Below are 23,141 nucleotides of genomic sequence, written 5' to 3'. Positions count from 1 at the left end.
CAACATATCTCGGAGGTGGAAGATGCTAGAAGTAAGAAATCTAGAGAAAAGTTTCGGTTCCAAGCAAGTCTTGTTTGGTGTCGATTTTCAGGCAAGTCCAGGACGGATTCTGGGCTTGGTCGGAAAAAATGGTGCTGGGAAAACAACGATTTTCCACAGTATGTTGAAATTTTTAGAGTATAAAGGAGAGATCAGTCTGGATGGACAGAAGATTCGTCAGGAGACCTACGCTCGGATTGGCTATCTGCCTGAGGAACGTAGCCTCATGCCCAAGTTGACAGTCCTTGAGCAAGTTCGCTACTTGGCTACTCTAAAGGGCATGGATGCTAAGGAGGTCAAGGAAAAACTCCCTCAATGGATGGAAAAATTGGAAGTGAAGGGCAAATTGACTGATAAAATCAAGAGTCTCTCCAAAGGGAATCAGCAGAAAATTCAGCTCATTATCACCCTGATCCATGAGCCAGACTTGATTATCCTGGATGAGCCTTTTAGTGGTTTGGACCCAGTCAATACCGAGTTGCTCAAACAGGTCATCTTGAAAGAGAAAGAGCGTGGTGCAATCATTATCTTTTCTGACCATGTCATGACCAATGTTGAGGAACTTTGCGATGATATTCTGATGATTCGAGATGGGCGTGTGGTCTTGCATGGACCTGTTCAGGATGTCCGTAATCAATATGGGAAAACACGTCTTTTTGTTTCAAGTGAACAAAGCAAGGAAGAACTGGAAAAACTTCCTCATGTCAAACAGGTGAGCTTGACCAAGCAAGGTAGTTGGAAATTGATCCTAGATGATGAGAGCGCTGGAAGGGAACTCTTCCCCATCCTCACTCAAGGTCAATATATCGCGACCTTTGACCAACAAGCTCCAACAATCGATGAAATCTTTAAACTAGAATCAGGGGTGGAAGTATGAGAAATATGTGGGTTGTAATGAAGGAAACCTATCTTCGACATGTCAAGTCGTGGAGTTTCTTCTTTATGGTGATTTCGCCGTTCCTCTTTTTAGCCTTATCTGTAGGAATTGGCTATCTCCAAGGGTCTTCTATGGCCAAGAATAGCAAGATAGCAGTAGTAACAACTGTGCCATCTGTGGAAGAAGGGCTCAAGGGTACCAATGGTATCAACTTTGATTATAAGGATGAAGCCAGTGCTCAAGCTGCTATCAAGGATGAGAAAATCAAGGGATACCTAACCATTGACCAAGAGGACAGCGTTCTCAAGGCCGTCTATCACGGTGAAACTTCTCTTGAAAGTGGCATCAAACTAGCAGTAACCAATAAGCTAAATGAACTGCAATACCAACTCAATCGTTCGGCAGCCAATTTGTCTCAAGAACAGGAAAAACGCCTGGCTCAAACTGTTGACTTTACTGAGAAGATTGATGAATCCAAAGAAAATAAAAAGATGGTCCAAACCATTGCGGCTGCGGGGCTTGGTTTCTTCCTTTATATGATCTTGATTACTTATGCTAGTGTCACTGCTCAGGAAGTGGCTAGCGAGAAAGGAACCAAAATCATGGAAGTGGTCTTCTCTAGTATCCGAGCTAGTCATTATTTCTACGCTCGCATGCTGGCTCTTCTTCTTGTGATTTTGACCCATATTGGCATTTACGTCGTGGGTGGGCTGGCTGCTATTCTGCTCTTTAAAGATATCCCTATCTTGGCACAATCTGGTATTTTAAACCATATAGGAGAGGCCTTCTCGCTCAATACCTTATTGTTTGTCTTGGTTAGTCTCTTTATGTACGTTGTTTTAGCAGCCTTCCTAGGCTCTATGGTTTCTCGCCCTGAGGATTCAGGAAAGGCCTTGTCGCCATTGATGATCTTGATTATAGCAGGATTTGTCGGTGTGACCTCTCTAGGTGCTGCTGGGGATAATTTAGTTCTGAAAATTGGTTCCTATATTCCTTTCATCTCGACCTTCTTTATGCCATTTAGAGCTATAAATGGGTATGCCAGTGGTCTGGAAGCTTGGATTTCGCTTGCCATAACGGTTGTTTTTGCAGTCACTGCAACAGCCTTTATCGGACGCATGTATGCTAGTCTAGTCCTTCAAACAGATGATTTGGGAATCTGGAAAACCTTTAAACGTGCCTTAGCTTATAAATAGGAAAGCCTCGCAAAAGCGAGGTTTTTCTAGATGTTAAACACTGAAATCGGCAAAAATATTTTTCATATCTATTGACTTTTAGTAGTGAAATTTGGTATGATAGTAGACGGTATTGTTTACCCCATTTGTAAGGCCCCGGAACCTTTCAAATACCTCGCGGACCGGAACATCCGCCCAGTAAACAAAAACGATATTCATATAGGAGAAATCATGAACAAAACTACATTCATGGCTAAACCAGGCCAAGTAGAACGCAAATGGTACGTTGTTGACGCAACTGATGTACCTCTTGGACGCCTTTCAGCAGTTGTTGCTAGCGTACTTCGCGGAAAAAACAAACCAACATTCACACCACACACTGATACAGGTGACTTCGTAATCGTTATCAATGCTGAAAAAGTTAAATTGACTGGTAAAAAAGCAACTGATAAGATCTACTACACTCACTCAAACCACCCAGGTGGATTGAAACAAATCTCTGCTGGTGAACTTCGTTCTAAAAATGCAGTACGTTTGATCGAAAAATCAGTTAAAGGTATGCTTCCACACAATACTCTTGGCCGCGCTCAAGGTATGAAATTGAAAGTATTCGTTGGAGCTGAGCACACTCACGCTGCACAACAACCAGAAGTTCTTGATATTTCAGGACTTATCTAAGGAAAGGAACAATAAAGTATGTCACAAGCACAATATGCAGGTACTGGACGTCGTAAAAACGCTGTTGCACGCGTTCGCCTTGTTCCAGGAACTGGTAAAATCACTGTTAACAAAAAAGATGTTGAAGAGTACATCCCACACGCTGACCTTCGTCTTGTAATCAACCAACCATTCGCAGTTACTTCAACTGTAGGTTCATACGACGTTTTCGTTAACGTTGTAGGTGGTGGATACGCTGGTCAATCAGGAGCTATCCGTCACGGTATCGCTCGTGCCCTTCTTCAAGTAGACCCAGACTTCCGCGATTCATTGAAACGCGCAGGACTTCTTACACGTGACTCACGTAAAGTTGAGCGTAAGAAACCAGGTCTTAAGAAAGCTCGTAAAGCATCACAATTCTCAAAACGTTAATCGACACGATTATATCAACGTTTACAGACATTCAAGAATTTACTCTTGGATGTCTTTTTTTGTTCAAAAAACTAAAGTTCACCCCAAAATTCACCCCAAGTTCACCCTATTGCTTTTTGAGACTTCTAAAGGCTATTTCTCCTGCTGTTTGATTTACTGTTTCTGTAGTATTGACATAAGTCTTCGTTATTTAGATGCCACTATGAGTAAGTGCTTCTGAAATAGCATTTAATGATGTTCCAGCCCGTCTTGCCAAAGTTGCTCCAGTGTGTTTTAATTTGTGAGGAGATGCTGGAGGAAGTTCCGGATGTCTTCTTCGAATAGTATTCATTCGATGATTAAGGTAATCAATATGAAGTGGAACGTTAATACCGTTTTTTCTATTATTGTATGTGAAAACGAATTGCTTTTCATTCTGTCTGATTCCAAACAGCTTTAGTTGCTTTTTTGTTCTATTTTCCAATTGGTCAGGATATTTATTAGTTCTTTAGGAGCTTTAAATAGAGTTTTTTTATTTCCTTTGGTTGATTTCAGATTCCCGAATTTGTCTAATGTTTGTTCAATGAGAATTTCATTTTTTTATAATTGATATGTTTCCATTGGAGAGCATAGGTTTCTGATTTTCTATCGCCTAAGAAAAAGGTGAGATAGAATATATGACTTTTTTTCTATAACAAAATAGGCTCCACAATTTCTACAGTAGTTTTACCCACTACAGAAATTATAGAGTCAGATGATTTTCAGTTAGTTCTTAGGAAGTAATTGGAAAGGAAATAGTCCAGAACAACTGTTCTGGACTATTTTTTTATCTTGAAAAATCAGTGACGCTTTTAAACGTTATTAAGAATCAATTTACATAATATTTATAAGTAATTTTTTCTATAAATAATAAAGTATGCCCTTGAACTTTTTTAGTATTCTAGCCTATAAAATATAGGGTATTGATGGAGACTTGTCATCTGAAATGAAATAATAGATCGTTAAGGGATAACAATTGATTTGAGAAGTGTTTGTCCTACTAAGTGATGAATGTGAATTCTGTGAATGGAGATGGCTCGAGTAAGTTTTAGAGGAAACTATTTAAGTAGGAGGCTAGAAAAATATGGGCGTTCAGTACTGTGAATTTATAAAAAGTTCAATTAAATTTTGGGATCCTTTATGGATTTTTTCACACAAGGTTGATCGTGAAAAAAAGAGAAGACCAGATGGTCTTCTCTACGGGGGAACTGAATAATTAGAAGGAATCGATCAAAGAGGGTTATTAGTCTTTAAAATTCCTTTGGAAGATGAGGAGAGACAAGATTGAAGTAATGACTGCCAAGAAGAGGAAGGCAGTTGCTTCTTGTTCCCCAGTTGCAGGGAGTAGTCTTTCCTTGTCTTCTTTGATTGTAGCTGTAACAGGAGCTTTTTCATCTTTTGCTGATGAATTATCTGTTACGGTTGGAGCAGGTTTTTCAGTCTCTCTTGGTAGAACATACTCAGGAAGAGTCACAACTGGTGGCGCTTCTGTTCCAACTGAGCTTTGTTTGCTACCTACCTCAATCACTCGATCTTGAGCTGGAGTTGCTTCTGTTTGGAGAACCTTGCGATTGTTACCATCCACTTCAACATACTCGACTAAGAGACCGTCTTTCCCTTCTGATAGAACTTGCTCTTTTCCTTTGTCTAATTGTGGGTTTTCGCGACGGATAGTCTTGAATGGTACGACCTTATTGACGATTTCCAAGCTTGGAAGTGTAAAGACAAGGTCTTTAACCCCTTCCTCAGGACTTGAAGAAGTGATTGGTTTCTCAGGTTGCGCTGGTTTTTCCGGTTGAGCAGGTTTTTCCGGTTGAACTGGATTCTCAGGTTGAGTTGGTTGTTCCGGTTGCGCTGGCTTTTCAGGCTGAGCCGGAGTTTCCGGTTGAGTTGGTTTTTCAGGCTGAGCTGGTTTCTCAGGTTGAGCCGGTTTCTCAGGCTGAACTGGAGTTTCCGGTTGAGTCGGTTTCTCAGGTTGCGCCGGTTTCTCAGGTTGCGCCGGTTTCTCAGGTTGAGTCGGCTTTTCAGGCTTGGCAGGTTGTTCCGGTTGCGCTGGAGTTTCCGGTTGCGCTGGTTTTTCAGGTTGAGCAGGTTTTTCCGGTTGAACTGGTTTTTCAGGCTGAACTGGTTTTTCAGGATGAGCTGGCTTTTCAGGCTGCGCTGGAGTTTCCGGTTGCGCTGGTTTCTCAGGTTGAGCAGGTTTTTCCGGTTGCGCTGGCTTTTCAGGCTGAGCCGGAGTTTCCGGTTGAGTTGGTTTTTCAGGCTGAGCTGGCTTTTCAGGTTGAGCAGGTTTTTCCGGTTGAACTGGATTCTCAGGTTGAGTCGGATTTTCAGGCTGAACAGGATTTTCCGGTTGCGCAGGTTTCTCAGGTTGCGCTGCTTCGAGTTTGTTGATTTGTTCGAGAGCAGTTTCTAGCGCTTTATTGACTGCTTCCTGAGTTTTAGCTTCTTGGATTGCAGCAATGGCTTGGTCAGCAATTTCTAATAATTTCTTCTTAGCTTCCTTGTTGGATCCAAGCTCAGCGACTTTTTTCTCGATAGCTTTTGTCAAGCTGTCCATAGCCTTATCATACTCAATTTCAGGTTGTTTTGGTTCAGCTGGTTTCTCAGGCTGGTCAGGTTTCTCAGGTTCTTCAGGCTGTTCCGGTTGATCTGGACTAGGTTCCTCTTGCCCTCTTTGATAGTTCTCGTCCTTGGAAAGGATATCTTGTAAGGCGCTGACCGTCAACATGACTTCTTGAACATCTACAGCTTCAGCACTGAGTTGGTTTCTCAATTTTTCTAGATTTGCTTGGAAAGCTTGGCGTGCAGTAGCCGTATTTTTCAAGCCTGCTGGATCAAAGTTGGACAGATCATCTTTCCATTTAGAGATAGACTGGATGATATCTGCCTTGCTGTAGAGTTCGCTACCTTCGCCACGAGTGATGAATTGGTCTACCTGAATACCGATATTTTGAGACAAATCGTTTCGATCAGGATCTAGCTGAAGGGTGACTGCGTGCAAGTTTTCGTCCAGACCTCTTAGGCTAACCAGAGTTTGATTGCCTTGGCGTTGGGCTGCACGACCGCTAAAGTATTTCTTCCCATCAATAGTTGAAGCATTTCCCATGCCATCTTGGTAAGGAACTTCTTTGCCATCTAGGAAGACTTTGTAGATACCATGATTTGGATCAACATAGCCCTTGATATCAAGTCCAGTACCGTAGAAGTAGGCTGTGACAGTTGTCTTTTTCTTTTGCTCATCAGTTAAGCGGCCAAAGGAAGCCCAAGACTCCGTTTTTTGGTACTTGTCTGCCGAATTGGTTTCATGGTGCCAGCCAGGACTATAATCCAACTGACTAGCTTGGTCATCATAACTTGTTTGGTCCTTGATCAGCAATTCAGCTTTCATCACTTGGATGGTTGCATCAGTAGCGAAACCGAGCAGGGCACCATCAGTGACAGAAGTGAGCTTGGCTTTGAAGTCAAAGACAGAGTCGGCTTGTTCTGTAAAGTCAATCGTTGGGATGGTAACAGTCTTTTCTGTTTCTCCGTCTTTAAAGGTCACATCTTGAGTTGTATCTTGGTAAACTTTACCGTGAACTCCAGTTCCAGGTTCTGTGATGAAGCGAACAGTAGCAGCCCCCTTGCTTCCACCAACACGCTTAATCTTAACAGTGACGGGTTTTCCTTTTTCGACTTCGTAGTTGGTAGACTCGAGTTCAAACATCCCTTTGCTATCATTGTTTAGGGTGTAGATTCCTTCTGTAGCAATTGGTTCGCCTGTTTTATTTACAAGGGTAATAGTGTGTTGACCAGGCGCTAAATCGTCTGTTTCATATACTTTTTGGCTACGTTTACGGCTAGCATTCTTAGTTTGGACATCGGCAACCTTTTGACCATCAACGTAGACGGACATTTCTCCGTGACCTGGATCGACTGTAGAGACGACATAGGCCTTGGTTCCTGTGAAGGTATAGCTTACTTTGGCATCTTTTTGATTGGTCCACATAGAAGTGCCACGAACACCTTCAGATTCATTGTACCAAGTTGTTCCGGCTGTATCTGCCGTTGTGTTTGAGTGGTATTCCAGTCCAAGAGGGTAGCCATCTGTCTTTTCAATGCTGCTTGGTGTCTTATAGACTGAGAAGTTGGTCAAGATAGGAGTTGCTTGAGCACCGGTGATGGTCACACGGATTTTTTGTGCTTCAACAGGCTTGCCTTGAACCAAGCGACGGTAACCAACGGTCGAACCTTCGCCGTATGTCACCCAACGTCCGTTGATTTCGACTTCGATCTTGAAACCAGAGATACGTTGCCCTTTGGCGATATCTTCCTTGAGTTCAACGACGTCAAAGCGTCTCTTTTGGCCCAAATCAACTGTAAAGCTACCAGTTGTGGCATCATTTGAGAGCGCCCAGCTAGTGTCATCTTTACCGTCTGTGAGGTGACTTTCCTTGTAAAGGTGGTTTTGACGAGTAGAACTTGCTGTTACAGTCGCGCCTTTGGCAAAGTCAGTCGCATACATTTGGTCTAGGGTTGCCTTAAATTCCTTCAAGCGAGCCACATCCGCATCTGCAAATTTTCCTTCTTTATTTGGTGGAATATTGAGAAGGAGTGGCGTTCCACGACCAACAGACTTGAAGTAGATATCCATCAACTCTTTGAGTGATTTCGGCTGTTGATTGTCATGATAGAACCAGCCCGAACGGATCGAAACATCAGCTTCCCCTACAGAGTACATATCACCATCTGGGTCACCATGGTTGAGGTATTCATTTTTCACATCGTCTGTGATGTTGGCACGTTTGACTTTATGCCAGACAGGGTCGCCTGCAATACCACGTTCATTTCCGATCCAGCGAACGCTTGTCGGTTGAGCAGAGAAGATGGCGATATCTCCTTCAGCTTCTTTGATGTATTTGAACCATTCATCAAAGGTGTAGGTTACTTTTTGGGCACCGCTACCACGCGCACCGTCCATCCAAACCTCGATGAATTTTCCTTTATTACCGTATTTCGGATTTCCAAGGATTTCTTTCAGTTGGTTGAGATAGTATTGGTTGTATTCTTTTTCGGTTGCAACATGGTATTTTGGATGATTGGCATCCCATGGTGACAAGTAAACACCCATATTCATGTCATACTTGCTAGCAGACTTGGAAACTTCTTCGAGAAGGTCACCCTTTCCATCTTTCCATGGGCTAGCAGCTACGGTATGATTCGTATACTTAGAAGGGTAAGCAACGAAACCGTCGTGGTGTTTAACAACCATAATGGTTCGTTTGAAGCCAGTTTCCTTCAGGGTGCGAATCCATTGGTCTGTATCCAAGTTGGTTGGATTGAAGTATCGAGGGTCTTCTTTCCCATTTCCCCATTCCGAATTGGTATAAGTGTTCATTCCGTAGTGGATGAAGGCTGCTAATTCTTCCTTGTGGTAATCGAGTTGGGCCTTGCTTGGAAGAGGTCCATGATTGCCAATCTCAGTTTCTTTATCTTCTGGATGAGCAACTGGAGGAGTCGGAGTTGTTGGATTGGCTGTATCAGCGATTGGTTCGTATTCAAAGACGACTTCATTCACCCCTTTTTGCTGGATCCTTGCTTCCAAGCTAGCCTTAACTGGACGGTAGCCAGCAATGTCTTTTGCATGGAAGGTGTTGACAAAGGAAACCTCATACTCTTGACCGTCATTGTTATCAACTGTCGCTTCCGCTAGTTCAGTAGTGGTTCCTTTTTGACGGTAGTAAACTTTAAAAGAGCCTTTGTTGACTTTATAGACCACCTTGATGACACGTGTACCGGCAGGCGCTTTGCTGACAACATTGTGATCTTCAGCCCAAGTATCTTTTAGTTGTTTATTGACTGCTACGCCATCAATGGATACAATTTCGTACTTGTCTTTATTTTTTTGATAGAAGTCCGTTTTCTCGATTTCTTTTTTGAAATTGTAGTCAAATGGAGAATCAACAGCTGTCTGTTCGATAAAGGTATCATTATCTTTGACAGGATTTCCTTCCTCGTCTTCGTGTTGGATAAGGACACGACCGTATTCAACTCCCTTGGTCAAGGTAGCAATCCCATCTTGGTTAAAGGAATATTCGTTGCTTCCGATAACAGCTGTTTCGTTCCGAAGCATACGCCCCTCATCGGTAAAGTAGTAACGATTTCCGTTATCTCCTTGGTACCAGCCTTTCACACCATATTTGGCAATCATATCTTTAACCCATTTCAGTTGTTCAGGTGAAAGGACGAGTCCGCCACCAAAGCGATCTTTTTCAGGAACACCATTGTCAACGGTTCCGTGTTGGTGAACACCGAGAACTTTTCCTTGGCTATCCACAATCCCACCACCAGACAAACCAGATACAGAAGTGGTTTGGTAGGTGATACCGGTCGTTCCCTTATCATCATAGGACTCAACAGATCGAATAGTCCCGTCAGCCTTGTAAAGTTGGCCAGCTAGGATAGGCTGTTTCAACTCTTTTGAGCTCGAGTCAGTTGGGTAGCCAATCGTACTAATGGCTTCTCCTGGTTGATGCGTCTTGTGATCCGCTAAAGGTGCAAAGGTTGCTTCTTTGTTTGGGCTAGCAATTGGAAGAGGAATAGGAGCTTCTACAAGAGCAAGGTCGTTCTTATAACCTTTTCCAAACTCTTTCTTGTTCCAGAAATGGATGTCCTTTTCTCTGAATAAAACCGTAGTTCCAGAAGATGGCAGTGAGTTTTTCTTTTCGCTGTTTGAACCAACGTTATAGTAGAACTGGGCAGATTTTCCACCACGAATGTGACCTTCGCCAGTTTCTTTATTGGCCTCTAGGAAGTTATGAGCAACGGTAAGGATCAGGTTAGGGGCTACAAAGATTCCGGAGCCTGAAACGAGGTAGCGTTGTTCTCCTGCATTGTAAGTGCTGTAAACCATAGTAGCAGCAGTTGCAGGTTGTCCCTCGTAGTTGATGTGTTTGAGGTCTTGTCCACCGTTAATGATGGCACGGTTTCCGTTCTCAGTTTCTGTTGGAGCTTCTTCCTTGTCCTTTAGAATGCTCTTAGTTTCTACTTTTGGACTAGCTTTTTGGTCAACGATAGTAGTCGTATCGAGTTCTTTGACAGGTGTGTCGGGATAGGCACGGTCCTGAATGTCTTCAGGGAGCAAGTCAGCACTGTTAGTATCTGCAACAGGTGTTTCTTGTTTTTCGGCTTCTACACGACCTTCTTTTTTGACTGGTTCAGCCTTGGTCTCTTCTATATCTGCGACTTGTTTCATTTGCTGATCTAAATTGGATGTTGTGGCAGGAGACGTTTCGTCTGCACGCACGGTTCCAGAAGCAAAAAATGTCAGTCCGACGATAACAGATGCCACACCTACAGTCAACTTCCGAATGCTAAATGTTTGCCCTTTTTCAAAAAGGTATCGATTCATAATATACTCCTAGTTTTTAGAAAGGCAGTCAGCTACTGCCCAAGCCCAAGTCTGACTTGGTTACAACTTGATTTAATGAAAAACTCTCTGATAATTTGTAAGCCACCTTACCTCCTGTTTATAAAGCGCTTTCATTTTAAGATAAAAAAATTTAAAAGGTCATTCCTCCCTTAAAATGACTGAAAACTTTTAATATAACAAATATACTAAATTAATGAAAGAATTGCAATAGCAAAAAGCAAAAAAATAAATATAAATTAAAGAAAATCAGTTACTTTTTAAAGAAAAAACGCATCCTTTCAGGGCTCAAACTAAATGAAAGGATGCGTTTTAAAAAGAAATCAGAGTAATTTTTGAATGAACTCTTGGATGGTTTTGGGGTCTGTTTTGGAAGAGAAGCGCTCAAGGACTTTCCCATCTCGGCCAATGAGAAACTTAGCAAAATTCCATTCGATTCGTTTTCCTAGCGGGCCAGATTTCTGGTCTTTTAGCCAAACATAAAGAGGATCTGCCTCCTTGCCGTTGACCTTGATCTTGGCAAAGCGAGGGAAAGTGGTCTGGTAGTGTAGACTGCAGAAGCTATTGATTTCCTCTGCGCTGCCGGGTGCTTGTCCCATAAACTGATTGCAAGGGAAATCTAGGATTTCAAAGTCCTGATCTTGATAGCGTTCATAGAGTTCTTGAAGCCCCTGGTACTGGGGCGTTAAACCACATCCTGTAGCAGTGTTGACAATCAAGAGAACCTTGCCACGATAGCCCTCCAGGGGAGTTGCTTGGTTGTTTTGGTTCAAAACGGAAAAATCATATATACTGGTCATTTTTCTATATTCTCCTTATGCATTCCTGATTCAGAGTGTTTCATCTCGTGTTCCGATAAAAAGGCGTAGGTCATGGTTCCAAAGATGGCACCAATACCCAATCCCAACACTAGTAAAGGGAGCATTTTATAGAAGTGGGAGAGATTGTCCCAAAAGGTGTCGAGGGGAAGATGCTGAACAAAGAGTTTGTGAAAGGCTGATAAGACAAACAAGCCAATTGGAATGCTGATGAATACACCCCAGCTACGAAGGTTGATTTGGCTTTTGCTGTAGCTTTTGTGATGGATTTCGGACTGGTCATCCTTGTCTAAGTGTAAGTCGCGAACTGCTAGTCTCGCCCTAGACGAGAGGACGAAGATAAGTCCAAAATAGAGGTAGGGCATGGCATCTCGAACCAACTCTATGAAGCGTCCAAATAGGAGATAGAACAAGAAGAGTAGGAGGGAGGAGTAAACGATTTGGATCAAGGCGCGGGCACCAGCTCTATAGATCATCTCTTGGCGGCATTCATCAAAGGGGCCTTGTATGTGAAAGAATAGTTTGAGTAATCGAGTGGTGAAATCTTCTTTTTTCATGGAAGTGATCTCCTAAATGAGTGATTTTTGATTGACTTCTTTAAAGAGTTGATAGAGAGTATAGAAGTAAACAAAACTAAAAATGATACAGATTATTAGAAATACCAGGTATCTCCAATCCATAGGATTTGTTAAAAGTTGTGGAAAGGATACGAGGATAAAACAGAGAGATGCGTTTAGAAGACGTATTTTTTTTGATTGGATTTTCTGAAATCTCTGTCCCTTGTTCAATACAGGAAGGAATAAAAGAAAGATAATCAAGAAAGGATGCTCAATATGTCCAGAAAGTAGGAAAAAGGTAATAAAGATACTGATAAAAACATGAATGATCAGTAGTCTAGCTAGTGATTTCATAAGGCACCTCCTAGTCGTCTTCTTGGTCTTTCTTGGCTTTTCGAATGCGAAGAGAGACAACAATTTGCATCATCAGTCCAAAAAAGAACGCTCCCAGTATCGTTTTTAAAATATGTTTTGAATTCAGAAGAGAACTGATGAAATTTGGATTTTCACTGGTTAGGGTATCGATGAGTGGCATTATAAAAAATATCGCTATGCCAAAGAACAGACCTGCTTTCAGACCAGGTAAATGTAGCTGTTTACTTTCTTTTTGACTCAGCATTTCGGGATCAATAGCTGTGATGCCCGTTTTCTTGGTTTGAGAGATCACATAGAGGGCAGCTACCATCGAAATGCCAAACACCACGAGAGGATAACCGATAGCGACAATTTGCGGGTATTTATAAGCAAGAGCGAGCGGGATAAGATTGCCAAATGTCATCAGATAAAAGAGGACAATAAAGACCTGATTCCCGATACGATCGGCCTCGCGCCGTTTGTGTTCGTCAAGGGGACCAGAAATACCGTATATGCGTTTGATGAGTTTTTCAGTGAGAGTTTCTTTTTTCATTTGTTTGCTCCTTTTTTAAAAATCGTCTTCCCAAAAGAGGCTATTGAGGTCAGTTTGGAGGCTGCGGGCGAGGTTGAGACAGAGTTCTAGGGTTGGATTGTACTTGTCATTTTCAATCATGTTGATGGTCTGTCTCGAGACACCGATATCTTTGGCGAGCTCGAGCTGAGAAATGCCCAGTTCCTTGCGGAATTCTTTAACACGATTCATAGGCTCTCCTTTCTGATATGTCGTATATATTTGACTACATTATATTCTTTTGGGGATGAGATGTCAAGTATATATGACATATTTTTGAGAATTTTTTTCGAAGAAACTTGGCCTTGTCTGACAAGTGCAAGCTGGTCAGATTTGTGGTAAAATAGATAGGATATGACAAAAGAATTTCATCATGTAACGGTCTTGCTTCATGAAACGATTGATATGCTTGACGTAAAACCTGACGGTATCTACGTTGATGCGACTTTGGGCGGAGCAGGCCATAGCGAATATTTATTAAGTAAATTGAGCGAAAAAGGGCATCTCTATGCCTTCGACCAGGACCAGAATGCCATTGACAATGCGCAAAAACGGTTGGCACCCTATATCGAAAAGGGGATGGTAACCTTTATCAAGGACAACTTCCGTCATTTGCAGGCACGTTTGCTGGAGGCTGGTGTCCAGGAAATTGATGGAATTTGTTATGACTTGGGAGTGTCCAGTCCTCAGCTAGATCAGCGTGAACGTGGCTTTTCTTATAAAAAGGATGCGCCACTGGATATGCGGATGAATCAGGAAGCTCGTCTGACGGCCTATGAGGTGGTCAATCATTATGACTATCATGACCTGGTTCGGATCTTTTTCAAGTATGGTGAGGATAAGTTTTCTAAACAGATAGCTCGTAAGATTGAGCAAGCGCGTGAGGTGAAACCCATTGAGACGACGACGGAGTTGGCAGAGATTATCAAGTCGGCCAAGCCTGCCAAGGAGCTCAAGAAAAAGGGACACCCTGCCAAGCAGATTTTCCAGGCTATCCGAATCGAAGTCAATGATGAGCTGGGCGCTGCAGACGAATCCATCCAGCAGGCCATGGACATGCTGTCTCTGGATGGGAGAATCTCGGTCATTACCTTCCATTCGCTGGAAGACCGTTTGACCAAGCAACTATTTAAAGAAGCTTCAACAGTGGAAGTTCCGAAAGGCTTGCCCTTCATTCCAGATGACCTTAAGCCCAAGATGGAATTGGTATCCCGTAAGCCAATCTTGCCAAGTGCCGAAGAGCTAGAAGCCAACAATCGTTCGCATTCAGCTAAGTTGCGCGTGGCCAGAAAAATTTACAAGTAAGAGGAAAAACATGGCAGAAAGAATCGAAAAAACAAGCCAGTTATTGCAAACGAAGTTTAAAGGTTTTTCACGTGTGGAAAAGGCCTTCTATGTTTCGATTGCTGCAACAATGATTATCCTGGCAGTCAGCGTTGTGTTTATGCAGACCAAGCTATTACAAGTTCAGAATGAATTGACCAAGGTCAATGCTCAAATCGAAGAAAAGAAAACCGAGCTAGACGATGCCAAGCAAGAGGTCAATGAATTGATTCGTTCAGAACGTTTGAAAGAAATTGCAAACTCTAAGAATTTGCAGCTGAATAACGAGAATATCCGAGCAACGGAGTAAGAAATGAAACAGTGGAAAGAAAAAATCATCCGTTATGCCGTTCGTAATCGTAAATCTCCAGAAGAAAACCGCAGAAGAGTAGGGAAAAGCATAAGTTTATTGGCTGTCATACTCTTCGCTGTCTTTTTGGTCAACTTTGCGGTCATTATCGGAACGGGTAAAAAATTTGGTAAGGACTTGGTCAAAGAGGCCAAAAAGGTTCACCAAACAACCAAGACGATTCCAGCCAAGCGGGGAACCATCTATGATCGTAATGGTACGCCTATTGCTGAGGATGCGACATCTTATAATATCTATGCTATTATTGACAAGACCTACAAGTCAGCAACAGGCAAAATTCTCTATGTAGAGGACTCTCAATTTAATAAGGTAGCTGAAATTTTCCATAAGTATCTGGATATGGAGGAGTCCTATGTCAAAGAACAGCTTTCTCAGCCAGATCTAAAACAGGTATCTTTTGGTACCAAGGGAAATGGGATCACCTATGCCAATATGATGGCTATTAAAAATGATCTCAAAACTGCTGGCGTTGAGGGAGTTGACTTTACAACTAGCCCTAATCGCAGTTATCCCAATGGACAGTTTGCTTCATCCTTTATCGGTTTAGCGCAACTCCATGAAAATGAGGATGGCACCAAACGTTTGATTGGGACATCTGGATTGGAGAGTTCTTTAAATAGCATTCTGGCAGGTACAGATGGGATTATCACTTATGAGAAGGATCGTCTGGGAAACATTGTTCCGGGTACAGATCAAGCTTCTCAACAAACGGTAGATGGAAAGGATGTGTACACAACCCTTTCTAGTCCCTTGCAATCCTTTATGGAAACACAGATGGATGCCTTCCAGGAAAAGGTAAAAGGCAAGTATATGACGGCTACCTTGGTTAGCGCTAAAACAGGAGAAATCCTGGCTACGACGCAACGGCCTACCTTCAATGCCGATACCAAGGATGGCATCACAAAAGACTTTGTCTGGCGTGATATCCTCTATCAAAGTAACTATGAGCCAGGCTCCACCATGAAGGTGATGATGTTGGCCTCAGCTATTGATAACAATACCTTCCCTGGTGGGGAATACTTTAACAGTAGTGAATTGAAAATAGCAGATGCGACCATTCGAGACTGGGACGTCAATGAAGGATTGACCAGTGGTGGCACCATGACCTTCTCTCAAGGTTTTGCCCACTCAAGTAATATCGGGATGACCTTGCTTGAGCAAAAGATGGGAGATGCAACCTGGCTGGACTATCTCAATCGCTTTAAGTTTGGGGTGCCAACTCGTTTTGGTCTGACAGATGAGTACACAGGTCAATTACCTGCTGATAACATTGTCAATATTGCCATGAGTGCATTTGGACAAGGGATCTCTGTCACCCAGACCCAGATGCTTCGTGCCTTTACAGCCATTGCCAACGATGGGGTTATGTTGGAGCCGAAATTTATCAGTGCCCTCTATGATCCAAATGACCAGTCTGTCCGTAAGTCTCAAAAGGAAATTGTCGGAAATCCTGTGTCAAAAGCTGCAGCGTCCTCTACTCGGGAGCACATGGTCATGGTCGGAACAGATCCTGTCTACGGTACCATGTACAACCACAGTACAGGAAAACCAAATGTCAATGTTCCAGGTCAGAATGTTGCCCTGAAATCAGGGACTGCTCAGATTGCCGATGAGAAGAATGGCGGGTACCTGACAGGTGAAACCAACTATATCTTCTCTGTTGTGTCAATGCATCCTGCAGAAAATCCTGACTTTATCCTCTATGTGACGGTGCAACAGCCAGAGCATTATTCGGGCGTTCAGCTTGGGGAGTTTGCCAACCCAATCCTTGAGCGAGCTTCTGCTATGAAAGAATCCCTCAATCTTCAGTCAACTGCCAAGAGCTTGGATCAGGTCAGCAAGACGACCAGCTATGCTATGCCAGCTACCAAGGACTTTACTCCGGGTGACCTAGCAGAGGAATTGCGTCGTAACCTTGTCCAACCAATCGTTATCGGAACAGGAACAAAGATCAAGGAGCTCTCGGTTTCTGAAGGAGATAATTTGGAAGCCAATCAGCAAATCTTGATCCTGTCAGATAAGGTCGAAGAAATGCCTGATATGTATGGCTGGACAGATGAAAATGTGCAAACATTTGCCAAATGGCTAAATATAGAAGTTGAGTGGGAAGGTAGTGGCAAAACGGTCAAGAAACAAAGTGTCCGTGCCAATACAGCCCTCAAAGACATTAAAAAAATGAAAATAACTTTAGGAGATTAAGATGATTAGTTCCATTAGTGCTGGAGTTCTAGCCTTTCTATTGACCTTGATAGGTATTCCAGCCTTTATCCGATTTTATCGAAAAGCACAGATTACAGGACAGCAGATGCACGAGGATGTCAAGCAACACCAAGCTAAAGCTGGGACTCCAACCATGGGAGGTCTTGTCTTCCTGATCGTTGCAGTAGTAGTGAGCTTCCTTGTTGCTCTCTTTACCCAACAATTTACCAACAATGTAGGCATGATTTTGTTTATCTTGGTTTTGTATGGTTTGGTAGGCTTTTTGGATGACTTCCTCAAAATTTTCCGTAAGATCAACGAAGGATTGAATCCTAAACAAAAGCTTGCTCTCCAGTTGCTTGGAGGAGTGATTTTCTACCTCTTTTATGAGCGTGGTGGCGACATGCTTTCAGTCTTTGGCTACCAAGTTCATCTGGGAATTTTCTATATTTTCTTTGCCCTTTTCTGGCTAGTAGGTTTTTCAAATGCGGTGAATCTGACGGACGGGATTGACGGCTTAGCAAGTATTTCAGTGGTGATTAGCTTATCGGCCTACGGTGTAATTGCTTATATGCAAAATCAACTGGATATCCTTCTTGTGATTCTTGCCATGATTGGTGGTTTGCTAGGCTTCTTCGTCTTTAATCACAAGCCTGCCAAGGTCTTCATGGGAGATGTGGGAAGTTTGGCTTTAGGTGGGATGCTGGCAGCAATCTCTATGGCCCTCCACCAAGAATGGACCCTTTTACTGATTGGGATTATCTATGTCTTTGAGACAAGCTCTGTTATGATGCAGGTTACCTACTTCAAACTTAGTGGTGGAAAGCGTATTTTCCGTATGACACCTGTACATCATCATTTTGAGCTTGGAGGATTCTCAGGCAAGGGCAATCCTTGGAGTGAGTGGAAGGTTGACTTCTTCTTTTGGGGAGTTGGGCTTCTAGCAAGTCTCTTGACCTTAGCCTTTTTATACCTACTGTAAAACTAACTTTTGATGACAAAATAAAACAGGATGAAGGTGATTTTCATCCTGTTTTTGTGTGCTTAAAGGTTAGTTGGAGTCATCCTTTCTTCCTTTTAACATAAAAGTGGCTGTAAGGGCTAGGCTGAGTCCTGCTAAGAAGAGGAGTGGGTTGGACGCTTCTCCTGTTGCTGGAAGTTCTTCTTTAGAAGAATGATTTCCAGTTTTCGCAAGGATCGGACTAGCTGAAAGTTGTTCAGCCTCGTGTGCTAAGGTTTCTGCATCTGAAGTACTTGGTTTTTCCTCAGTGTTAGAGCTTGTTCCAGTTGCTTGATAGACGACAGCATAGGTACTGAAATGATTAGTGATGAATTCTACCTTTCCGTCTTGAACGGTGAAATCAAGGGCTTGCAACTCCTTGGTCGGAGTGATGTAGTAGATATTTTCTACGCTAGCTGAAATAGGCAAGCGAACTAAGACAGAGCCTTTTGGCTGCAAGCTATGATTGGTTGGATTTTTAAGCTGTAGATCGTAAGCATCATAGGTCTTGCCAAAGAGTTCTTGAGCTAGGACACGTCGGCTAGAAACGTGAGAAATTCCTTCTAAGTCGCTGGCTCCACCGATGATTTCTACTCCAGTTTCCTTATCTTTTAAGACTCGAACTGGATAATCAGGAAGGGTAAGGGTTGGAGCGGCCTGATCTCCCGGAGTTCCGAAAGTCTCGGTGTACTCAGGTTTTTCAACAATAGGTGGCACTTCTTGCCCTGCAGTCCCGATAGACTTATTGTATTCAGGTTTTTCAACAATAGGAGCTTCTTCTTGCCCCGCAGTTCCGATAGGCTCGGTGTACTCAGGTTTTTCAACAGTAGGCGCATCTTCTTGCCCTGCTGTTCCGATAGGTTCGGTGTATTCAGGAATTTCAACAGTAGGAGCTTCCTCTTGTCCTGCCGTTCCGATAGGCTCGGTGTATTCAGGAATTTCAACAGTAGGAGCTGGTTCGTCCCCCTTGCTTGTAGTTGGCTGCTTCTCATCTTTTTTAGTAAAGACGGCCACGATAGGGCTGCTTGTGGTATTTCCTTGGATGGTATAAACTTCAATGGCATTTCCAGCTTTGCGATTGGTTTCGTCAGGGATTGGGATTTGAACTTGATTGTCTTGGATTGATAGGATAGTCTGATCTCCACTTGTAACTAGATGCGTTTCATCCACTTTACGCAAAACTAGAGGATCTTTGACACCTGGGAAGGTCACTGCGATGGCTTCCCAATCTCCGGATGGTAGGCTTAAGGAAATGGTTTTGTCATTTTCCTTAAGAGGCGCGATGCTCGGGCTATCTAGACCAACAGCAGGGGCCTTGATGATATCAAAGGAGTCTAGAGAGATTTTCTTGCGACCTTCTGGCGAATCTGGGTCAACTTGTAATGTCAGGGTGTGCGGACCGTCAGTAAGGTTTGTAAATTCGCCAATAAAAGCTCTCTTTTCGGTTGCACCTGAAGTGTAGAAGTCTAGACTTGTCATTTCTTTGCCATCTAGTGTAACACGTGCTCGTCCAAGGGCAAGGCTCTTCAAGCCATAAATTCGAATACCTGTCCCTGTAAAGGAAATAGTTGCCTGAGCTTCTGAAGCTGCACTAGAGTCGCTGTTGTTAATATCAGCGTATTTTTCCGTACCACCGTAGAGTTCAGGGTCAGACCAGTCCTTAAACTGGGAGCCATACTGGATGCGTGAATCACGATCGTCCATTTTTTCAATCGTGTTGCCTGTTCCTGCTAGGATCTTGAAGTAGTCTAATGAAATTTTCGAGCGCTCACTACCACGTCCTTTGTGCTCACGTTTAACACTAAGAGTCAATGTGTGAGGTCCGTCTGACAATCCTGTGAAGCGACCGATGAGACTACCTTTTTCAGTTGCTCCAGCAGTATGGAAGTCAAGCTCTCCGACCTCTTTGCCATCAATTTTAGCAGTGGCAAGACCTAATTCAGACGATTTCAGTCCATAGATTTCGATACCAACGCCAGTGAAAGGAATGGTGGCAGTGAGGTCTTCGTCTGTGTAGTCTCCTTTTGAAAGGTCAGCAAATTTCTCTGTTCCTCCAAATAATTCTGAGTCTGCCCAGTTTCCAAAGGCAGCTCCGTACTGGATGCGGCTATCTCGGTCGTCCATCAACTCGCTATAGGTTTCAACAGTGGCCTGTTCAGACACTTGTGTGGAAAGCTCGCCCAGCATAGCCTTGACAGTATAGGTGTAGGCATGTTGAGGATCTAGTGCTCGGTCAATAAAGTGGGTTTGATTGGTTACAAATTCTCTGGTCGCAGAGGTTTGGCCAGTTTCGTCTTTCACTTGTCTTTGGATGACATAGTGGGTAGCGCCTTCTACTTGGTTAAAGGTGAGTTCGGCAGTGACTCCATTTTGTCGAACTGCTGTTAGACTGGTTACACGACCAGGGAAGTGTTCAAAGGTAATGACGTCACCTTTTTGTGTTGCAAGCTGGATACGATTATCTTTAAGGATCGTTGCCTTGACTGGTTTGCCATTGACCTTGATTTGGCTGGCTTCGATATTTGGATAGTCTACAATTAGGTCTCCACCGACATTTGAAAGGAAGGACAAGCTTTGCAGGTTTTTATCTTTCCACTTCATGCTAACTTCAAAGTTTCCTCGAGCAACCAAGCCAGAAACTTGACCGTCTTTCCAGGCATCTGGAAGAGCTGGTAATGGTGCAATATAGCCAGTGTGTGATTGAAGGAGCATTTCTGCCATCCCACTAGTTGCCCCAAAGTTTCCGTCGATTTGGAATGGTGCGTGGGTATCCCAAAGGTTTTCTAGGGTTGAGTACTTGAGCTGTTCAGCGAGTAGACGATGGGCACGGTTACCGTCTAAGAGACGGGCCCAAAGATTGATTTTATTGGCCTTAGACCAACCAGTACCACCATCTCCACGGTGGTTCAAGGTAGCACGCGCAGCCTCTAGGTATTCAGCCTGGTCCTTGCTAAAGAGCGTACCAGGGAAGAGCCCAACTAGATGGGAAACGTGGCGGTGGTTGTTTTCAATCCCTTCATTAGTGAATTGTGGACTGTCCTCCTCATACCATTCCTTGATACGTCCTTCTTTATTGATATGAAGGGGTTTTAGTTTGTCAAATTTAGCCTTAACCTCTGTGACTAAGTCTTGGTCGACTTTCAGATGGTTGGCAACTTCCATGTAGTCGTGGAATAGCTGCCAAACTAGCGACTGGTCAAAGGTATTTCCGATGGTAATGGTACCGTGTTCTGGTGAGTAGGATGGAGAAGACACCCAACGGTCACTGGCCTTGTCGTAGTGCAAGAAGGAGTTCCAGAACTTAGCTGTTTCCTTGAGCATAGGATAAATCTTCTCTTTGAGATAGGTCTCATCCTTGGTGAATTTATAGTAGTCATAGACATTCTGCATCATCCAAGCGTTGGCTGCTGGAGACCAACCCCAATAGTAATTCCAACCTGGAGTAGTCCAGCCAAATGGTGTTGCTTGAGTGTGGACCAGCCAACCATTTTCTTGTCCGTCTTTGGATTCGATACCAGCGTATTCTTTGGCAGCGATACGGCCATAATAGCGCATGTCGTCAATATAATTGATCATTGGTTTAGCTGTTTCAGCAAGGTTGCTCATGTAAGCTGGCCAATAGTTCATTTGCAAATTGACATTGAGGTGATAGTCAGCGTTCCAAGGTGGATTATCTACAGCATTCCAGACTCCTTGTAGGTTGGCAGGAAGGGCATCTGTCCGATCACGAGACGAACTGATGAGTAGATATCGGCCGTATTGGAAGAAGAGTTCTTCCAGCTTTTGCCCTTTACTAGGGTTATAGCTTTGAAGGGCCTCTTTTGTCGTTTGAGCTGTCTTGCTTCCACCTAGATTTAGTTTAACGCGATTAAAGAGACTTTGATAATCCTTGATATGGTCCTTTTTAAGTGTCTCGTAGTCTTTGGCCTTAGCGGCTTCTACAATCCCTTTAACCGTTTTTTCGAGGTCAATGTCTTTTCGATAGTTGGTCTTTGGATTTTGAGCAAAGTTTGTCTTGGCACTGAGATAGAGGGTCGCATAGCTTGCACCTGTAACGGTTAGAGTCTCATTCTGAACAGTCACCTTTCCGTCCGTTTTAATTCCTAGATAGGATGCAAATTTGAGGCCGTTATCTTTAACAGTTCCTTTTAGAAGAATTCCATTTTCATCTGTAGTAACATGTCCGTTCTTATAGTTGGAATATTCCCAAGAGTAATCACCATTAGCAAGCAAGTCCTCAGTCAAGCTGTTCCAAAGAGTAAAGTCAAGCGTCTTGTTTCCTTTTTTAGTCAAGTGGGTCACGGTGACATCATCAGGATAGCTGGAGAAGGTTTCGCGTTTGAAGGTCGTCCCATCTTGGGTGTAAGAAGTAGTCGTAGTGGCCTCTGTGATATCCAAACCACGGTGATAATCTGTTACGGTATCCAGCCCCTTTTTCTGGTTATTGAAGACCATGAAGATATCACCAAAGGCTAGGTAGCGACCATATTGGGGATTATTAGGCCCAACTAAATTTTGTTCAGCCAGTTGTTTGGCTTTTTGGCGGTCTCCATCTTCTAGAGCCTTACGAATTTCTGCTAAGACTTTGTAGCGATCCTTGTAGTTCCCACCATTATAGTCGGTGCTATCGGGCTGAGGACCTCCTGACCAGAGGGTCTTTTCGTTATACTGGATTCTTTCTTCACCGATTAGACCAAAGACCTTAGCTCCCATCTCACCATTCCCAACTGGAAGGGCTTGTTTTTCCCATCCATCATAAGAGGGAGCTGTTGGTTGATTGTAGTTGAGTTGATAGTTTTCTTGCTTTGTCACGGGCTGATCTGCTTTTTCAGGTTCCTTATTTTCTTTAGCTTCTACAATGGCTTCCTCACTAGCTTGACTATTTGTCGTCTGAGTCTCGTTAGCTGGCTTACTTTCGGAAACTACTGGACTTTCTGCTAGAGACGGATTTGTAGTTTCAGTCGCTTCAGCAGCTTTGGATTCACTATCAGGCTTAGTGATAGATTCGACAGAGGTTGGTTCAGTTTGTTTGACCTCAACACTGTCTGCGACTACAGTATGGTTGACTAGAAAAACAGCCCCCAGCAAAACAGAAGCAGTCCCAACCGTCAGCTTACGGATGCTATAGCGACAGGATTTCTCCCAAAATCTTTTGTCCATAGAAATCTCCTTTATGTTTTTGGAACCGTTTACATTTTGTAAAGCAAATCCCTATATTTTTGTTTCTATTTACCTCCCATTCTACTGGTCATCTAGCATTTGTCAATAGCTTTTTAGCAAGAGTCATATTTGTTGTTGTTTTTTCTTAAAATAGTAGAAGAAAGAGAGGAAAGGGTGGAA

At 43.2% G+C, this 23,141-nt stretch carries 15 protein-coding genes and 1 pseudogene; 8 read left to right on the top strand and 8 right to left on the bottom strand.

Features of this window, described 5'->3' with window-relative positions:
* The first annotated feature begins 22 nt into the window (after positions 1-22).
* From M1F74_RS07430 to rpsI, 4 genes are all read left to right on the top strand, one after another.
* Positions 23-916, top strand: a complete 894-nt coding sequence (locus M1F74_RS07430) for an ABC transporter ATP-binding protein (RefSeq protein ID WP_247946717.1) — start codon at positions 23-25, stop codon at positions 914-916.
* The gene (locus M1F74_RS07425) at positions 913-2,112 is read left to right on the top strand and encodes an ABC transporter permease (protein ID WP_247946716.1); all 1,200 of its coding nucleotides are present in this window, start codon (positions 913-915) and stop codon (positions 2,110-2,112) included. The genes M1F74_RS07430 and M1F74_RS07425 overlap by 4 nt, the downstream gene beginning before the upstream one ends.
* 210 nt (positions 2,113-2,322) lie before the next feature.
* On the top strand, positions 2,323-2,769 hold the full coding sequence (gene rplM, locus M1F74_RS07420; protein WP_001044624.1) for a 50S ribosomal protein L13: 447 nt from the start codon (positions 2,323-2,325) through the stop codon (positions 2,767-2,769).
* Between the two features lie 18 nt (positions 2,770-2,787).
* Positions 2,788-3,180: a 30S ribosomal protein S9 gene (rpsI, locus tag M1F74_RS07415; protein WP_000075973.1), complete on the top strand. Its 393-nt coding sequence runs from the start codon at positions 2,788-2,790 to the stop codon at positions 3,178-3,180.
* 106 nt (positions 3,181-3,286) lie between these two features.
* Here rpsI and M1F74_RS07410 read toward each other — a convergent pair.
* The 7 genes and pseudogenes from M1F74_RS07410 to M1F74_RS07380 all read right to left on the bottom strand — a co-directional run.
* Positions 3,287-3,836: pseudogene (locus tag M1F74_RS07410) on the bottom strand (tyrosine-type recombinase/integrase); the annotation flags it as partial.
* A gap of 605 nt (positions 3,837-4,441) precedes the next feature.
* A complete protein-coding gene (locus tag M1F74_RS07405) occupies positions 4,442-10,591 on the bottom strand; it encodes an alpha-L-fucosidase (protein WP_247946715.1) in 6,150 nt (2,049 codons plus the stop codon).
* A gap of 341 nt (positions 10,592-10,932) precedes the next feature.
* On the bottom strand, positions 10,933-11,409 hold the full coding sequence (locus M1F74_RS07400) for a glutathione peroxidase (protein WP_247946714.1): 477 nt from the start codon (positions 11,407-11,409) through the stop codon (positions 10,933-10,935).
* Complete coding sequence (locus tag M1F74_RS07395; RefSeq protein WP_247946713.1) at positions 11,406-11,984, bottom strand: DUF3278 domain-containing protein; 579 nt, start codon at positions 11,982-11,984, stop codon at positions 11,406-11,408. Before M1F74_RS07395 ends, M1F74_RS07400 begins: the two co-directional genes overlap by 4 nt.
* 12 nt (positions 11,985-11,996) lie before the next feature.
* The gene (locus tag M1F74_RS07390; protein WP_247946712.1) at positions 11,997-12,338 is read right to left on the bottom strand and encodes a hypothetical protein; all 342 of its coding nucleotides are present in this window, start codon (positions 12,336-12,338) and stop codon (positions 11,997-11,999) included.
* A 10-nt stretch (positions 12,339-12,348) separates the two neighbouring features.
* On the bottom strand, positions 12,349-12,891 hold the full coding sequence (locus M1F74_RS07385) for a DUF3278 domain-containing protein (RefSeq protein WP_247946711.1): 543 nt from the start codon (positions 12,889-12,891) through the stop codon (positions 12,349-12,351).
* A 15-nt stretch (positions 12,892-12,906) separates the two neighbouring features.
* Positions 12,907-13,101 (bottom strand): helix-turn-helix transcriptional regulator, encoded by a 195-nt coding sequence (locus M1F74_RS07380; RefSeq protein WP_001082470.1) that lies wholly within the window; start codon positions 13,099-13,101, stop codon positions 12,907-12,909.
* A gap of 162 nt (positions 13,102-13,263) precedes the next feature.
* On the opposite strand from M1F74_RS07380, the gene rsmH reads away from it, so the two are divergent.
* Genes rsmH through mraY form a run of 4 tightly spaced genes read left to right on the top strand, consistent with a single transcriptional unit; the run spans position 13,264 to position 17,783 of the window.
* A complete protein-coding gene (gene rsmH, locus M1F74_RS07375; RefSeq protein WP_247946710.1) occupies positions 13,264-14,214 on the top strand; it encodes a 16S rRNA (cytosine(1402)-N(4))-methyltransferase RsmH in 951 nt (316 codons plus the stop codon).
* A gap of 10 nt (positions 14,215-14,224) precedes the next feature.
* Complete coding sequence (ftsL, locus tag M1F74_RS07370; RefSeq protein WP_000840799.1) at positions 14,225-14,542, top strand: cell division protein FtsL; 318 nt, start codon at positions 14,225-14,227, stop codon at positions 14,540-14,542.
* 3 nt (positions 14,543-14,545) lie between these two features.
* Entirely contained in the window at positions 14,546-16,801 is a 2,256-nt protein-coding gene (gene pbp2X, locus M1F74_RS07365; RefSeq protein ID WP_247946709.1) for a penicillin-binding protein PBP2X, read from the top strand.
* Between the two features lies 1 nt (position 16,802).
* Entirely contained in the window at positions 16,803-17,783 is a 981-nt protein-coding gene (mraY, locus tag M1F74_RS07360) for a phospho-N-acetylmuramoyl-pentapeptide-transferase (protein ID WP_247946708.1), read from the top strand.
* Positions 17,784-17,852: 69 nt separating this feature from the next.
* Here the strand turns inward: mraY and M1F74_RS07355 are convergent, their stop codons facing one another.
* Positions 17,853-22,961: an SIALI-17 repeat-containing surface protein gene (locus tag M1F74_RS07355; protein WP_247946707.1), complete on the bottom strand. Its 5,109-nt coding sequence runs from the start codon at positions 22,959-22,961 to the stop codon at positions 17,853-17,855.
* Positions 22,962-23,141 lie beyond the last annotated feature (180 nt).

The sequence above is a fragment of the Streptococcus oralis genome, from assembly GCF_023109315.1.
In the GTDB taxonomy this organism is placed as follows: Bacteria; Bacillota; Bacilli; order Lactobacillales; family Streptococcaceae; genus Streptococcus; species Streptococcus oralis_BS.
Note: the sequence above shows the minus strand (reverse complement) of the source record. Positions and strands in the feature narration are given on the sequence as shown.

Excerpts from the sequence above, each read along its gene's own strand:
- M1F74_RS07430 (WP_247946717.1), top strand. The coding sequence starts at position 23 with ATGCTAGAAGTAAGAAATCTAGAGAAAAGTTTCGGTTCCAAGCAAGTC.
- M1F74_RS07425 (WP_247946716.1), top strand. The coding sequence starts at position 913 with ATGAGAAATATGTGGGTTGTAATGAAGGAAACCTATCTTCGACATGTC.
- rplM (WP_001044624.1), top strand. The coding sequence starts at position 2,323 with ATGAACAAAACTACATTCATGGCTAAACCAGGCCAAGTAGAACGCAAA.
- rpsI (WP_000075973.1), top strand. The coding sequence starts at position 2,788 with ATGTCACAAGCACAATATGCAGGTACTGGACGTCGTAAAAACGCTGTT.
- M1F74_RS07405 (WP_247946715.1), bottom strand. The coding sequence starts at position 10,591 with ATGAATCGATACCTTTTTGAAAAAGGGCAAACATTTAGCATTCGGAAG.
- M1F74_RS07400 (WP_247946714.1), bottom strand. The coding sequence starts at position 11,409 with ATGACCAGTATATATGATTTTTCCGTTTTGAACCAAAACAACCAAGCA.
- M1F74_RS07395 (WP_247946713.1), bottom strand. The coding sequence starts at position 11,984 with ATGAAAAAAGAAGATTTCACCACTCGATTACTCAAACTATTCTTTCAC.
- M1F74_RS07390 (WP_247946712.1), bottom strand. The coding sequence starts at position 12,338 with ATGAAATCACTAGCTAGACTACTGATCATTCATGTTTTTATCAGTATC.
- M1F74_RS07385 (WP_247946711.1), bottom strand. The coding sequence starts at position 12,891 with ATGAAAAAAGAAACTCTCACTGAAAAACTCATCAAACGCATATACGGT.
- M1F74_RS07380 (WP_001082470.1), bottom strand. The coding sequence starts at position 13,101 with ATGAATCGTGTTAAAGAATTCCGCAAGGAACTGGGCATTTCTCAGCTC.
- rsmH (WP_247946710.1), top strand. The coding sequence starts at position 13,264 with ATGACAAAAGAATTTCATCATGTAACGGTCTTGCTTCATGAAACGATT.
- ftsL (WP_000840799.1), top strand. The coding sequence starts at position 14,225 with ATGGCAGAAAGAATCGAAAAAACAAGCCAGTTATTGCAAACGAAGTTT.
- pbp2X (WP_247946709.1), top strand. The coding sequence starts at position 14,546 with ATGAAACAGTGGAAAGAAAAAATCATCCGTTATGCCGTTCGTAATCGT.
- mraY (WP_247946708.1), top strand. The coding sequence starts at position 16,803 with ATGATTAGTTCCATTAGTGCTGGAGTTCTAGCCTTTCTATTGACCTTG.
- M1F74_RS07355 (WP_247946707.1), bottom strand. The coding sequence starts at position 22,961 with ATGGACAAAAGATTTTGGGAGAAATCCTGTCGCTATAGCATCCGTAAG.